Here is a 16,393-nt window from a genome sequence, read left to right on the forward strand (position 1 = left end):
GTTTATCTCATGACTAAGCAACAACGTTCACTGTGCAGCGCATTGTTATTGGCTGCTGCACCATCCTATGGGATTGATTTAGCAAAGCTTGAATGGAGCGTAGTTAACGATACTGTGATGGGCGGACGTTCAGGTAGCACAATACGTTTAGTTGATAACATTGTAACCTTTAGTGGTGAGCTGACTTTAGCTAATAATGGTGGTTTTGCTTCGGTGCGAGCGCCATATTCGATGAGCAATAGCGCTCCTAATAAACTATATTTATCGGTTATGGGCGATGGCAAGTTGTATCAATTGCGTTTGCGAGTTGACCAGTATCTTGACGGGCCAGCATTTGTATATCAGTTTCAAACAAAAGCCAATCAGCAACAAACCTTCACCCTTTCGCCGCACGATTTTAGCTTACAATATCGTGGCCGTATGATTGAATCGCGCTACCAATTACAGTTTTCGGATGTACGGGCGCTGGGCTTTTTAATTAGCGCCAAACAAGCGGGTGAATTTAAATTGGCAATTCATGAACTTTTAATGATGAACGCAACGTAAAGGCGATTAAATCGGGTAGCTAAGATACTTTAAGTCTTGTTATACAGCGTTTTGCAAATGAAAAGCGCCATTGGGCGCTTTATTGTTTTACCTTATAACGGATGAGACTTTAAAACCTATAGCCTAAACTTAACGACAAGCTATTGGTATTATTAGCATTAATGAAATACCGAGAGACACTTAAACCAGTTTGCCAATCAGGGGTTATCAGGTAACTAATCCCAAATGAGAGAAAAGGATCTACCGCTTTTTCAGTATGTGTGATTGTTTTGGTTGCGCTTTGGCTTTTTAATTCACTTTGCCAAATGTACGCGCCAACAGTGTAATTAAGTTGCCAGTCTTGGTGCACATCCATGATATATGAACTCGATAGCGTGATGCCTTGCGTAAATAAAGGCATCGATGTACTCATTAATTTTATATAGGGTTCGGGTTCTAACTGCTCACTGGTAATGATGGTCGTGCTTTGGCCTAAATCTAAATAACCTAAAGAAAACGCCCAGTTATTAGCAAACTTGTAGCTAAGATTAAGTCCTGTTTGAGTACCTGTATTATCACTTTTTAGCTCAGTGCTATTGTCTGTATCGGTATTGAGGTTTGTTTCTACTTTTGATTGACCAATGCTCAGTGCAATCAACCAAGGAGCACTGTTTGCAAAAGCGTTTATTGGGTTAATAAAAGCAGCTAGCAGTAATGGTACGGCTAGCCATTTCGCTTTTTGTCGTATGGCGATAATCGATGTTAACAAAACAATGAATAAAGCACTCAATCCACCTCCAGATTTATTCGTAACAATGACGTCTTTATACGCTTTAATTGTAATAGATACGGTACTTGTTGCGGCTAGCTGACCATCTGAGATGGTATAAGAAATGGCATCGATACCATCAAACCCGCGCTTAGGTGTATAGCGGATACTTTGATCTGAATTTATCACAGCAGTTCCTTGTTGGGTACTTACTGAAGTGATGCTAAGTGTCTGGTTTTCAGGATCGACATCATTATCTAAAACGTAAATTGTGATGACGGTTTTATCATCCGTATTGGCCACGTCAGGGTGTGCTATTGGGGCAAAATTGGCGTTAATTCCTACCAAAACAGTGGTGGAACTGGTGCCGCCATTACTATCAGAGATACTATATTGAATGGTTGCAGTACCATAAAAATCTTTGGCTGCTTGATAATAAAGCCAATTATCAACAATGGTGACTTGGCCAAAATCAGCGCTGGCGGCACTGAGGATTAAAGGATCGTCATTTTCGTCTGTATCATTGGCGAGCACATCAATCATGACATTACTATTCCAATTGATTTCTATTTTATCAGGACTGGCGATAGGTTGTTTATTATCGCTATGATAAACAGCCACGCCACTTGGGTCGACTATTGTTCCATTAACAATACCGTCAGCATCATTTTTTCCGCCATCTTGTATTGTTAGCTGAACGCACCAAGCCCCTTCTATTAACCCTTCTTGCCATTCAGAGTCTCCTGGTGTTGGGCAATAACCTGGTTCGCCGGCTGTTGAGTGAATGCTATTGAACTCATCAATAACAAAATCAGTCCACTGACTGTTGATTAGTTTTCTATAGGTAGCATTGGCTGGGATCGCATTTATTTGTGGTAATACAAGGCGATAGGAGCCGCCTGGTTTTGGTAATCCCTCAAGAATGAAGTCAAAGATCCCGCCTAAATTATCAGCTGCCATATCGGCAGGTAACTCATTACTTAATAGTTCAATGCCTCCGGTTTTACTATTGGCAATGGTTGAGCCTTTTCGCATGCATATGCCTGGCTCACTTTCTACCAGATATGAATTTGCCTGCAACGCTTGCTCTTGCATGACATTACATTCACTTATGGCATCAAGGTAATCAGGTACGCCATCTTGGTCTGAGTCTTTAAAACCTTCTAAATTATCTGGAATTAAATCACCATCACTATCGCGTTGAGTCAGTACGGCGAGCTCAGTGGTAACTTCAAGATAAATAGTCTTTTTACTGGTTAAAGGAGAATCTGCATTGTCGGTGGCGATTAATTCGATTGAGTAAATCCCTGGTAATAAATTCTCTGGGTTAAATGTAAACACATCCCCTTGTTCGGAGGTGTTGATAATCTCAGTTGAATTGGCCTGCCAGCGAAGTGTTACAATATCAAACGGGTTGAGGTCTGTAACGTGGCTATCAATGTTGACAATATCATTGTTGTTCACGATTAGATTACGCTGCTGATTTGCTTGCGTTACCTTAAAATCAATATGAGGAGGCAGATTTTGTTCAACAATAGTTATGGTTTGTTGATAGTTACTGCTTACATTTTGATTATCATCAAGAGTGATTATGACCGTTTCGCTTTCTTCTGCGATGGCATCTTCAAAAGTCTCTAATGTTAAATAAGCCGTAGGACTTTGGTTAAACAATACCTCACCATCAAATAAAGTGTGATCGGAACTTGATGCAGTGCCGCCGATTTTGTATGAAACCGAGAATGGGTAACTAGAGGGCTTGCCGTTTAAATGCAGCGCTATTTGATGAGAAGTACCTTCGGTGATTGTAATATCTTTATCAATAGAGATCAGAGGATTAACCGTGATTTTCTGCTCAACAATTGTTTGTCTATTTTGACTATCTATTGCTTGCCAAAAAGCGGAATGTATCCCTGGCTTGAAATGGGTATTACCTTTAATCAGTGATACCGCGATAGGGTTACCTTCGCTATCAGTAGCAGTTGCAACGCCTAAGTCAACTTTGGTTAAGAGTCCAGTTGCATTCACAATTACATCGGCAGGGGCGGACAAAATAGGGGAAGTATTATTTTGCTCATCTTCAATTGTGAGTAAAACGTTAGCCATTGAAATTTGTTTTTCGGTATCTGTAATACTGTATTTAATGTTAATTTGATTTGGAGTGCCCGTTAATGCACGATAGATGATTTTGTTCTCTTCTATAGATACATTACCAATATCACTGATAACACTTGCGAGGGTTAGCAAATCGCCATCCACATCGATATCGTTTGGCACGACATCTAATTCGTAACGGGCTAACGCGTTTGATTGCATAGAAATAGTGTCGTCAGTTGCAATTGGTGCATCGTTAATCGGATTAACCTTAATGGTGATAGTTGAATCATCAGATGCAGTTTCGTTATCTAATGCGTGGTAAATAATACTATCAAGGCCATGAAAGTCTTTGTTTGGAGTATAAATCCACTGCTGGGCTGTATGAATCAAGGTGCCATACAAAGGTTGTTGAATGACCTCAAAAGTCAGTGAGTCTTTATCGACGTCATTTCCTATAGGTGTAAATGTGACACTTTGATCTTCATCAACGGTTATCGATAAATCTTCAGAAGTCGGTTTGTCATTCACATTGTTTACGGTCAGCGAAAATAAAGGTAAACGCGCGGTTTCAATACTATCACTTACGCTAATAGCAATATCGATCGTGGTCGCAACATCTTCATTCGTTGGTGTACCAAACAGTTGGCCAGTTTTACTATCAAACTGCGCCCAGTTTGGTTTGTTGGTAATTGAAAAGGTGAGCACATCGCCAATATCGTCATCGTATGCAGAGGGGGTAAATTGATAGCCACTATCTTCATTTACCGAAGTACTCGGCGTGCCCGAAATCGTTGGCGCATCGTTAATATTGCTAACCGTAATGGCAAATACCGGTAAGGATGCAGATGAGCTTGCGTCATTGGCTGAAATAATGATGTTGTTATAAGTTCCAACGTCTTTATTAAGAGGCGTGCCGTATAACTCACCTGTTAATGAATTAAAACTAGCCCAATTTGGTTTATTGGTAATTGAAAACGTTAATGAATCGCCCGCATCTTCATCAAAAGCTGAAGGGATAAATTGATAGCCACTATCTTCATTTACCGAAGTACTCGGCGTGCCAGAAATCGTTGGCGCATCGTTAACATTGCTAACCGTAATGGCAAATACCGGTAAGGATGCAGATGAGCTTGCGTCATTGGCTGAAATAATGATGTTGTTATAAGTTCCAACGTCTTTATTAAGAGGCGTGCCGTATAACTCACCTGTTAATGAATTAAAACTAGCCCAATTTGGTTTATTGGTAATTGAAAACGTTAATGAATCGCCCACATCTTCATCAAAAGCTGAAGGCGTAAATTGATAATAGCTATCTTCGTTTATTTGTGTGCTTGGCTGGCCAAAAATACTTGGCGCATCATTAGTATTGCTTACCGTTATACTAAATGCAGGCAGTTGATCGGAGAGTTGCCCGTCTGTTACAGCAATAATAATATTGTCGGTAAAGCCAACATGATTATTTATCGGTGTGCCACTTAACTGGCCATTTGCAGTATTAAATGTTGCCCATGCAGGCTTATTTGAAATACTAAATGTCAAAGTATCGCCCGAATCCACATCACTCGCATCAGGAATAAACTGGTAGTTATTATCTTCTAAAATACTGGTAACTGGTGTGCCAGAAATAGCTGGGGCGTCGTTAACATTGACGACAGTAATAGTAAACCCTCCCGTGCTGGTTGAAGCGCCATTATTATCGGTAACGGTAATTTCGATATTATTGTAACTTCCTACATGAGCATTTGCTGGAGTGCCACTGAGTAAGCCCGTATTTGAAAAGGTCGCCCAACTTGGTTTATTTGTGATTGAAAACGTATGGGTATCACCTGCATCTGGGTCTGTAATTGTGGTTTGGTAAGAATAAGCGTTATTTTGTAGCACCGAAGTTGCTGGTGTATTTTGAATCACAGGGGGTTGATTTACTTGAGTCGTTGTAAACTGACGCGTGACGCTCCAAAGTTCGCCTTCAGCATTTATGGCTTGGAGGTTCCAATGATAAGTTTGGTTTGCTTGAAGTGTATTGCCCGAGGGTAAAGTAAAGCTGGTTAGTGCGCCATCAATTGCGTTGTTTTGATACACAATCGTATTTAAGTTTATATCTGATGCGACCACTAACTTATAGGTGGCGACATTCTCTGAAGCGCTCCAAGAAAATGTAGGTAGTATTGCTTGCGCTGTAGCATCTGCAGCTGGAGCGGTGAGTGAAAAAGGGCCTGGAGGAGGCGAACTCACATATAAAACACCATTATAAATAATACCTGGGTTTGGGCCGACAGCATCGTAATTGTTGCCATTTGGGGTGTACTTAATGTTCTGTAAGCGATTTAAAATAGATGAGTTGTGAGATGTTTGCACAAACTCAGTGCCCCCCGTCATACCTATCGTTGCTTGGCTTGCTTTACTGCGCTCATTAGGCAAGTCGACATAGTTGTAATATATTTCGTTAGTTTGGCTCACAAGCACCACTTGGATGGTCCCTAAGCCTAATGTTTGTCCAAAAAAACCATAATTAGAATATTGAATGGTTAAAATATCAGTACCAAATACATTACTTGGGTCATCATGTGGCACAAGTAATGAGGTTACGTGTTGCTTGGCATCTTTTGATACTAAATCATCCCAAAAAACGTAAAGATTGTAACTATCTTGACCACTTCCAGTAAGACTTAATTGCGATAAAGGTACGTTATCATAATAGTCGTTCACCATTGCAATATCGGCCCCTGGTGCGCCTATCGCTCCTTTTCTAAGGCCTATTACCCCGTTTGAGGTTAGGGTGAAATGGTCGACGGTTTTACCAAAAAACTGAAAGTCAAAACCAATAGGCGTTCTAATGTTCTCAGCAACATCGTCAATAGGTGTGCCACTGGCAGTGACTAGTTGATGTAAATAAGCTTGTAAATAAAATGTTTCTGCTTCAGCGCGATTAATAAGCACCAATAAGAATAGGTGTGCAAGTATGAATAGTTGTTTCATGAATGCTCTTGTAATATATAAGTTTTTGAAAATAAATAACTTTGGGTTGCCAAGGATACACTGTCCCTAGATTTAAGGTAGGTACAAAGATCAGAAATACTATTACACTGTATTACATAAGGTGTTTGGTGTGTTTAGGCTTGAAAAAAGTTTATTGATAATTAAATAAATGACGTGTTCGATTGAAGCTTTAAAGCCCCTTAGCGCTGATGGGCTTTAAATTCCAATTGTTACTTACCCACCACAAACATCTTTTCAAATAAGTTCATCACTTGGCTCACGGCCTCAGGTTTTACATGACGTAAATCACTTAACCACGGATCTTGGATACACTCAGTGACCATTTCAAAACTTGGGAAATAATAAGCATCAGCATGTGATGAAGTGAACTGCTCAGCAGCGACACGCAGTACTGCTTTTGAATGGGTATTGGCTGAAATTACATGGTGAGTTTCGCCTCGGCCAGTTGCTAAAAATGGCACGGGAGAGACGCTGACAATAATTTTTATATTGGGATTATATTCTTTCAAAATGGCGTAGAAGGTTTCTAAATATTGAACATTTTCGTCTACCGTTAATACTCTGTGCTGCAATAAATGATAGGAGTTCGCCTTGGGATTGCGCGAGGCAAAGGTACCATCTCTAAATTGCCACGCCTCGTTTAAGCCTAATGTGATAATAAATACTTCGGTTTGTAAAAATGCCTGGCGTACAGCTTCAACATGTTTTGGATAGTCATCATAAAATGCTTCAGGTGAGCTAAAATCAACTCCTTCACGATAGGGATCATACAGGCGGTTCAGTTCAGGATTCCAAATTAATCGTTTTTTAAACACACGCTTATTAAATGCCTTTTGGGCTAATTGTGTAAAGCTTGGGGTATTAAATAAAATACCGTATTGCGCCGAATACGCTGAAAATGGATCAAACGCTGAAAAAATATCATACATCACCCCTGTATATTCTTGAGGGATCCATTCAGTAACCACATAGTTAAAGTTATTTTTTTGAAAATATTTAGCTATCTCTACTGCAAAGCAACTGCCTGCACTGCCAACAGCCGTCTGAGGGGTAATGAATTTATGACTGGTTACAAAAGGAAAAGTACCATAAATATCTCTGGGGTATTTAGCGTGACCGGGATTAGGCCAAAATATTTTTGTATTATCGATGCGATATTTTTGAGTCGAGATTTGACTGGCTTCTTTAAATTGCGCCAATTCCCACAACGCTTTATAAATTGAGCTTTGAAACTGCGTATTGTTGATTTCTAATTTTAATAAATCATCAATAAAACCAAGAAACTGAAATTGGTCTGGGATCTGATTTTTAGCTAATAAGGTTGATAAATTTTTTGCTAAATAACTGATTACTTTTGGATCTGAAAAAATCTCATGCAATTCAAAATCAAGTTGTGCAGTTGTTTGAATGGCATTGGTTTTATCTATTAAACACACTTCTGGCTGATGAATAAGATGCGAATATTGGCTTGCGACAAAATCATATAGCCCATTAACGAGTATTTGATTTATCGGTGGTTTACAAAGTTGATATATTTCATGCCATTGGATTGGTGAAGGTAATAAAGACAAGCATAAAATGGTATCCGATTGGTTGAGTGAAAACTTAATACAGGCATCATGAATATTGAGTGCAATCATCTCACCAAAGCATAATTCAAGCTTGGTGATAGTCGGTTTTTTATCATAGTAATTGAGTACCTCACAAATATCGTCAACTTTGTTATTAATGTCGTTATCGAATAAATAGCCATGATATTTTAATAAGTCGACATTATCGCGATCTAAATAGCTGAGGAGTGTCGGGTTAACATCGTCTTGATTGTTACTGGTTTGGTGAGGAATTTTTAAATATAAATTGAGTGAATTTTGCGGTAAAGATTGATTGCTCCACAGCTGGTCTTGTGCACTTTGTTGGGTGATATACCTAAAACCAGCAACAAAAAAACGACTGCCAAAATGCGCCTCAATGATATTAACTAAAAATGGCTGTAATAAACTCTCAAGCGTTTGAAAAGAAATAGCATGGTTATCAGCATCTTTGACTAAAAAAGGAGTGGTTTGCGCAAGTAGCTGCTGATCAAGCCCTTTTAAAATCGATGGTTCATAAGGTAATGCTTGCTGCCTACCTGAGTATAATTTTCTCGCCACACTGTACACTATGCCTAAACTTAATTTGTGTTCAAAATGATAATCATCGTAGAGGTATTTTTTGGCCCTTAAGCTAATTGTTTTACCATTTTTGAGTGTTATTTCAGCTAAATCATCAATGTGTTTAAAGTCCATTTAATTCCCCAGTTATTTAATGCTGTTGATCTAATTTTTATAGTGATTGTTTTTTATTATGTTTTGTACAATTTATTGGCACAAAGCGCGTAAAAAACAAACTAAGCAAGAAATAGTCCGCTTTTTTAATAGAGCATTTTTTAGTTAAGGCATGCGTTAGTTACAGAGTATTTTAAGGAGTAAAGTTACTTCTCTTTTGCAGGGTAGGCGCACAAAATTAATCAATTAAAGGCGTGCGTGTAAGCGTTGCAAATAAGCTTTATTGGCTATGAGAGCGTTCAGTTCGCCTTCAAAGCTATAGATTTTTTTCATGTTTGGCAACGTCAGCCGACCGGTTAAAAATGACAACGAACAGGTTAAATTCACGAAATTAAAATACAAAATTAATTGCTGAATAACATCAGTTTGGCAAACATGTAAACCAAGTTTTTTGGCTGTGCGGGGATTTAAAATATAACTGGTAGCATGAATTCGAATTGCAGTTGGTTTGCCATGTTCATGCTCAGCAATCAGTATTAATAAGCCGTCAATAAGGGCACTTAATACCTGCTTTTTTCGCTCAGGCGCTGTCTGATTAAAATCGAGGGTAAAATAGTAATCAAACAAGCTGCCACCGTGGAGTACTAAACGATTATTTTTGATTTTTTCGCCAATCAGTAGGGTGGAGTAATAGCGCAAGCTACCACTTTTTACCCCACTTGGCACATCGACAAAGGGGGCAAATACCGACAGCGAAATCGCAAAAATAAACAAGCTTAAAAATACTAAGCCGCAAAAATACAGCAAGGTGCCAAGCACTAAATTTAGTAAAATAAACAGGGCTGCGAGCTTTAAAACAAACGCCGCTTGCTCGGTATTCGAAAGCGAATAAAAGGAATGCTTCATGGTTTGTCCGCCATGTTTATTGATTTTATGAGCACTATAACATTGCTCACCGTTAAGAGTATTTTAAATACAATATGTGCAAAAATAGCGAGCTTGAATAAATTCGATGTTATTTTTGTGATAGGAAACTTGTGCCTTACTTGATTTTTAATAGCATCACCTGCATATCGATACCCTAACCTGATTAGATAAAGCGTAAACCATGAAAAAGCTCAAAATTGAAATAGTGTCAGATATCATGTGCCCTTGGTGCATCATCGGATATAAAAACTTAGCTGCGGCCCTTGATCAATTAGAGGGTGAAATCGAAGCTGAGATTAGCTGGAAACCATTTGAACTTAATCCCAATATGCCGGTCGAAGGGCAAGATTTGGCTGAGCATTTGGCGCAAAAATATGGTCTGAGCGAAGCGCAAGGGATTGAAAATCGTAACCGTATTTTAGACATGGGCGAACGTGCAGGCTTTAGCTTTAATTTTAGTGGTAAACGTATCATGATCAACAGTTTAGATTGCCACCGATTACTGACTTGGGCGGCCACTGAGGGTAAACAAACTGAGCTGAAATTGGCAATGTTTAAAGCCCACTTTACTGATGGTGTGTATTTAAACCAACAGGAAGCTTTACTTGACGTGGTAGCAAGTGTTGGCCTTGATATTGAGCGAGCTAAAGCGATTTTAGCGGGTGGTGAGTTTTTTCAACAAGTACGCAGTGAGCAACACGCATTACAGCAAATGGGGATAACTTCGGTACCTACGTTTATTATCAACGAGCAATACGCCATTACTGGCGGTCAGCCAAGCGATGCCTTTGTGCAAGCCTTAAAACAAATTAGTGAGCAAGAGGCCTAAGCACTTTTTACGCGCAACAGCTTGAGTGCTCTTGAGGGTAATCAAAAAGTTAAGAAACAAAACTTAAATTGGATTTTAAAACGTTCAGCTTAAATTATTGATTTGTAGTATTTTTGTGTGGTGTAACGTTGTTTGCAAGCACGTTTTACACAGTGCAACATAGCCGAACATCACGCTACAAATTTATTTTCGTATATTTATAAATAAAGCTTGCTGTTGTGATGAGCTTACTGTTACATTGCTCATGTCGGCTGATAGCAAGCCTTGTTTATTTGTAAGTACCACGTTGTTTTAGTAATAATCCTTCGCGATATCCTCAGTTAAATATTTGTTCTCCCCCCGGCTCAATTGCCTTATTTTTGGCACACTTTTATTATTTTTAGGATATTGATTATGTCTACTACAACAACTGGTTCAGTTAAATGGTTCAACGAAGCAAAAGGTTTTGGTTTTATTGAACAAGCGTCAGGCCCTGACGTATTTGCACATTTCAGTGCCATTTCAGGTGATGGTTTTAAAACTTTAGCTGAAGGTCAACGTGTACAGTTTACTGTATCGCAAGGCCAAAAAGGCCCGCAAGCTGATAACATCGTTTGCATCTAAGTTTGATGTGATGGGTATTATAACCCATCATAAAATACCTAAGTGCGATTAAGCACTTAGGTGTAAAGTTTGAAAGAAGTTCTGTTTATTTGTTCGTACCACGTTGTTTTAGTAATAATCCTTCGCGTTATCCTCAGCTAAATATTCATTTTTCCAGCTCAATTGCCTAACTCAGGCACACTTTTATTATTTTTAGGATATTGATTATGTCTACTACAACAACTGGTTCAGTTAAATGGTTCAACGAAGCAAAAGGTTTTGGTTTTATTGAACAAGCGTCAGGCCCTGACGTATTTGCACATTTCAGTGCCATTTCAGGTGATGGTTTTAAAACTTTAGCTGAAGGTCAACGTGTACAGTTTTCTGTATCACAAGGCCAAAAAGGCCCGCAAGCTGATAACATCGTTTGCATTTAATTTGTATTAATCGGTTTTAATAATCGATTAACCACTTGCTCATCTACCTATGATGAGTGAGGTGCACCGCGCACATCCCCATTTGAGTCGCTCTGTTAGTGGCTCAATGTATAGGACTCATTACTGAGTCTGTCTCGCCTTATGCTTTATTTCATTTTATCTTTGCCAATATTGAGAGTAATCCGATCCTGAATTTGAAGATACACCGAAAAGCGCTGGGCGATTTTTAAGAGAAAATTATGAACTTAAACTCAACCGCATCACCATCAGCCCTTTATGATAATCCCATTCCTGGTCGTGAATTTATCCTCAGTTTGTTTGGTCAAATGAAACAAACCCTTAACCGTGAGCAAATTGCTTATGCGTTAAAATTAAATAATGCTGCACAAAAAGAAGCGCTTAGACGACGCTTGCGCGCGATGGAACGCGACGGGCAACTGTTGTTTAATCAACGCAAAGGTTATCAAATAATTGATCAAACCTTGCTTGTACAAGGTGTCTGCCGTTTACATCATGATGGCTTTGGGTTTGTAAAATTCAGCGCCACCGAAAAAGATTTGTTTTTACCTAAAAATCAATTAAATCATGTGCTTGATGGTGATGAGGTGCAAATATTACTTGAGCCAAATAACCATAAACGCGCTGTACATAAGTTAATTAAAATTATTGAGCGCCGCACAACTCACATTACTGGCATAGTACATCGTGAAGGTAATGAATATCTATTAACGCCAAATTGCAGCAAGATGCCACACGCTATACCCATTCAAAGCAATAGCGTGACCGATGCCTGTATCGGGCAATATGTAAATGCTCAAATCACTCATTATCCGAGTTTTCGTCAAAGCCTTGTGGTCACAGTGAGTGAAGTGTTGGGCAAGCCAAATGCAGCCGGCATTGAAACCAAACTTGCGTTACGTCGTTATGGGATCAGTGAAACCTGGCCTCGTGCGTTACTTAAACAGGCTAGTTTGTTAGGTGATACGGTGAGTGAAAGCGATAAAGTTGATCGCGTTGATTATCGCACACTTCCTTTTGTGACCATTGATGGTGCCGATGCAAAAGACTTTGATGACGCAGTTTATTGTGAACAGATGCCCTTAGGTGAGTGGCGTTTATTGGTCGCCATTGCGGATGTATCACATTATGTAACACCTGGCGATGCATTAGACCTTGAAGCAAAGCAAAGAGGCACGTCAATTTATTGTCCTGATCAGGTCATTCCAATGCTACCTGAAACATTATCAAATGGATTATGCTCGTTAAATCCTCTGCAAGACCGTTTGGTTTTAGTATGCGACATGACAATAAACAGCAAAGGCAAAGTACTCAATGCAACCTTTAATGAAGGGGTGATCCACTCCCATGCTCGCCTTACTTACGACGACGCTTATGCGGTTGTTGCAAATCCTGATTCTGCCAAAGCTAAAAAGGTAATTGCTAATACGGCTGATATTGCTGTTCATCTTAATAACTTACATATTTTATATTCAGCGTTAATAGCAGCAAGGCAGCAACGTGGTGCAATCGAATTTGATGCGCAAGAATATGGGCTAAAACTCAATTTGGAACAGAAAATTGAGAGCATTGAACCAATCATTCGCCATGATGCACATCGCATGATTGAAGAATTTATGCTGTGTGCCAATGTAGCGACCGCTGATTTTTTAAAGCGTCATAAAATTGCCGGATTGTTTCGTATTCACAGTGGACCTACGCAAAAAAAACTAAACGCTTTGCGCAGCTTGTTATTAGAAAAAGGCTTAACCTTAGGTGGAGGCGATACGCCAACAACGCATGATTATAATGCGTTATTAAACAGTATTGGTGATAGAGCCGATGCTAGCGCGATTCGAACTTTATTGCTTCGCTCACAAAGCCAGGCAGAGTATTCAGCAACTAACCAAGGTCATTTTGGTTTGGCTTATGATGCCTATGCCCACTTTACTTCGCCAATACGCCGTTATCCTGATTTGATGACACACCGTGCCATCAAAGCGAAAATTCGCCACCAACAAACCAGTGTATTGCACAAATGTTTAAGCGTATTGCGCTTGGATAAAGTGATTCATATTCCATTGTCGAAAAAATCATACCCGTATCTTGGCGCAGATATTAATACGTTAAGCAGCCATTGCTCGATAATGTCACGCCAAGCGGACGACATTAGCCGAGAAGCGACTAGTGCGTTGAAGTGTCAATATATGACGCAGTTTATTGGTCAATCATTTGAGGCAACAATTTCGGGCACGGCTCAATATGGCTTTTTTATTGAACTAGATAACACCGCGATTGAAGGTTTAGTGCCAGAGAGCCACTTTGGTCAAGGCGATTTTTTATATGATAAAACAAAACAACACTGGCGCGCTAAAACACAATGCTTTTCAGTCGGTGATGCTATAAAAGTGATTTTACACAGTGTGGATATACGCGAGCGCAAAATGCAATTTACTGTCGCAAAGGCTAATTAAGCTCAAGACTGAATCGTAAATCACTCTTAAGCGGCTATTTTCAACGCTAACAGCGGCTCGCTATCAACGCCTACATCCCCCTTGCTAGCCTTGAAAATATCGGGTTAGCGATGAATAACTTGATATTTCCTTTTAATTCAATGTATTGATAAATCTCTCTTATTCAGTCTTGAGGCTAACTAATTTCAATACTGAATAATAAATCACTCTCTGGCAGCTGTTTTTGCTGCTAGCAGTGTACTCGCTCTTGATGCTGTAATCGGCCTACGCAATATTGTGCACCACTCTACGAGACTCCATTATCCATAACTATTTTTGGTTATTCATTAATACTGCATCAAAAACCTCTGATTAACACCATTCGTGCAATAATGTTTACATTTAAGTTAAATTTATGTTAATTGCGATTTGGAATATCCATTTTAGGTACTACCTTTTTATGGTGTTTCAAAAACCCAAAACAGATACAGATGTATTTTAATCCTTCGAGTGAGGTTAGGGAGTATTGCTTTTGGGATTGTGCACCTGACTTAGGTGCAGTTTTTGGAATGCATTTTCTCTTAAATTTATTAAAAAGGATTAAACAATGCGTAAATTAAGTACTCTAACATTTGCTGTAATTGCCGGTTTGTCAGCTCAATATGTTAGTGCGGCACAACTTATGTCTGTTGATGATAGTCGTGCCATTGAAGGTAAATATATCGTTGTATTTAAAACGCCTTCTGTTTTAGATATTCATAGTCATGATGCCATTTCAAACTTTGCAAGCTTACAAGCCAAAAGTTTGGTAAATCTTTACAATATTGAAATTGCACAAGAATTTGGCAATGTATTAAATGGGGTTTTGGTTAACGCCTCAAGTAAACAAATAAAGCAAATGTTGAGCGACCCAAATATAGAATACATTGAACAAGATCAAATCATGTCGATTAGCCCATTAGCAAGTACGAATGAAAATCAAGCAAATGCGGTTTGGGGATTAGACCGAATTGACCAGCAAGACCTGCCTTTAAACGGTAATTACAGTTATGAATATGATGGCTCTGGAGTAACCGCTTATGTTATCGATACAGGGGTAAGGGTTACTCATAATGAATTTGGCAATCGAGCTTCACATGGGTATGACTTTATTGATAATGACAATGATGCAACAGATTGTAACGGCCATGGTACACACGTTGCGGGCACCATAGGCGGTGGCACATATGGTGTTGCTAAAAACGTTAATATTGTGGGTGTGCGAGTATTGGGTTGTAGTGGTTCGGGTTCAAACTCAGGTGTGATAGCTGGGATTAACTGGGTTAAAAATAATGCATCGGGTCCGTCTGTTGCCAACATGAGTTTAGGCGGAGGAGTATCGCAAGCAACTGATGATGCGGTAAATAATGCGGTTGCTTCTGGGGTCAATTTTATTGTTGCAGCTGGCAACGACAACAGCAATGCGTGTAATTATTCACCAGCGCGCGCAGCAAATGCGATTACAGTAGGGTCTACAACCAGTAACGATGGCCGTTCTAGCTTTTCAAACTATGGCAATTGTTTAGATATTTATGCACCAGGTTCGAACATTAAATCGGCTTGGTATAACTCAGATTCTGCAACAAATAGTATCAGTGGTACGTCGATGGCATCTCCTCATGTGGCTGGCGCCGTTGCGTTATACCTTGATCAAAATCCATCGCTTAGTACTTCACAAATTGAAAGTTTATTAAGCCAACGTAGTTCAAAAAATAAAGTATCGGATGCTAAATCAGGCTCGCCTAATGAGTTATTACACACATTAGAAGGTATTATAGTGCCGCCACCAAAAGATAAAGAACTCATTAATGGTCAAGGTGTTACAGCATCTGGTACACAAGGTTCAAATACTTTTTATAAATTAGTTGTGCCTGCAGGCTCTTCATCTTTATCTTTTAATACCAGCGGTGGCTCTGGTGATGTTGATTTGTATGTACAAGTGGGGCAAAAACCATCAATAAATAATTATAACTGCCGACCTTTCCAAAATGGTAATGTCGAAAGTTGCACCTTTAATAATCCACAAGCTGGAGATTGGTGGGTAATGCTCAACGGTTACAGCCAATACAATGGCGTTAATTTAGTCGGTAATTATGAAGCTGACGGGGGCTGTGGTAGCAACTGCTTAACAAATGGTGTGCCTGCAACAAATATTGCAGGTGCAAGTGGCCAAGAGGTTGTTTATACCATTGATGTACCTGCCAATGTTGCTTTAAATGTAGCTATGTCTGGTGGTTCAGGTGATGCTGACTTATATGTTCGCCGAGGGGCTAAAGCCACGACCAGTACGTACGATTGTCGTCCCTTCTTAAATGGTAATAATGAAAGCTGTAACGTTAATTCAGGCCAAGGTGGTAAATATTACATTACGCTTAGAGGTTACAACTCATTTTCTGGAGTGAGTGTTGTAGCGTCATATTAATTAATCCCTGTTGGGTTAACAGCAGAATAAGCCCACATTAAACTGATTTGGGCATAAT

General features: G+C 39.4%; 9 protein-coding genes. 6 read left to right on the forward strand and 3 right to left on the reverse strand.

The genetic code is table 11. The annotated features are described in order from the left end of the window. The first annotated feature begins 9 nt into the window (after positions 1-9). Positions 10-546 (forward strand): CIA30 family protein, encoded by a 537-nt coding sequence (locus PTUN_RS18465; RefSeq protein WP_009836432.1) that lies wholly within the window; start codon positions 10-12, stop codon positions 544-546. 109 nt (positions 547-655) lie between these two features. Here PTUN_RS18465 and PTUN_RS18470 read toward each other — a convergent pair whose 3' ends face one another. The 3 genes from PTUN_RS18470 to PTUN_RS18480 all read right to left on the reverse strand — a co-directional run bounded on the left by PTUN_RS18470 (position 656) and on the right by PTUN_RS18480 (position 9,555). Next, positions 656-6,364, reverse strand: a complete 5,709-nt coding sequence (locus PTUN_RS18470) for an Ig-like domain-containing protein (protein ID WP_096035265.1) — start codon at positions 6,362-6,364, stop codon at positions 656-658. Between the two features lie 230 nt (positions 6,365-6,594). Continuing rightward, positions 6,595-8,670, reverse strand: a complete 2,076-nt coding sequence (locus PTUN_RS18475; RefSeq protein ID WP_009836430.1) for a GSCFA domain-containing protein — start codon at positions 8,668-8,670, stop codon at positions 6,595-6,597. 225 nt (positions 8,671-8,895) lie between these two features. Further along, positions 8,896-9,555, reverse strand: a complete 660-nt coding sequence (locus PTUN_RS18480; protein ID WP_009836429.1) for a hypothetical protein — start codon at positions 9,553-9,555, stop codon at positions 8,896-8,898. A 202-nt stretch (positions 9,556-9,757) separates the two neighbouring features. Between PTUN_RS18480 and PTUN_RS18485 the strand changes: the two genes are divergently transcribed. The 5 genes from PTUN_RS18485 (at position 9,758) to PTUN_RS18505 (ending at position 16,335) form a co-directional block, all read left to right on the forward strand. Then, positions 9,758-10,405 (forward strand): DsbA family oxidoreductase, encoded by a 648-nt coding sequence (locus PTUN_RS18485; RefSeq protein WP_009836428.1) that lies wholly within the window; start codon positions 9,758-9,760, stop codon positions 10,403-10,405. A 393-nt stretch (positions 10,406-10,798) separates the two neighbouring features. After that, a complete protein-coding gene (locus PTUN_RS18490; RefSeq protein WP_009836427.1) occupies positions 10,799-11,008 on the forward strand; it encodes a cold-shock protein in 210 nt (69 codons plus the stop codon). Positions 11,009-11,214: 206 nt separating this feature from the next. After that, a complete protein-coding gene (locus tag PTUN_RS18495; RefSeq protein ID WP_009836426.1) occupies positions 11,215-11,424 on the forward strand; it encodes a cold-shock protein in 210 nt (69 codons plus the stop codon). 239 nt (positions 11,425-11,663) lie between these two features. Beyond that, complete coding sequence (rnr, locus tag PTUN_RS18500) at positions 11,664-13,895, forward strand: ribonuclease R (RefSeq protein WP_009836425.1); 2,232 nt, start codon at positions 11,664-11,666, stop codon at positions 13,893-13,895. A gap of 586 nt (positions 13,896-14,481) precedes the next feature. Then, a complete protein-coding gene (locus PTUN_RS18505; RefSeq protein ID WP_009836424.1) occupies positions 14,482-16,335 on the forward strand; it encodes a S8 family peptidase in 1,854 nt (617 codons plus the stop codon). The last annotated feature ends 58 nt before the right edge of the window (positions 16,336-16,393 follow it).

Origin of the sequence: Pseudoalteromonas tunicata, assembly GCF_002310815.1 — a bacterium.
Taxonomy (GTDB): domain Bacteria; phylum Pseudomonadota; class Gammaproteobacteria; order Enterobacterales; family Alteromonadaceae; genus Pseudoalteromonas; species Pseudoalteromonas tunicata.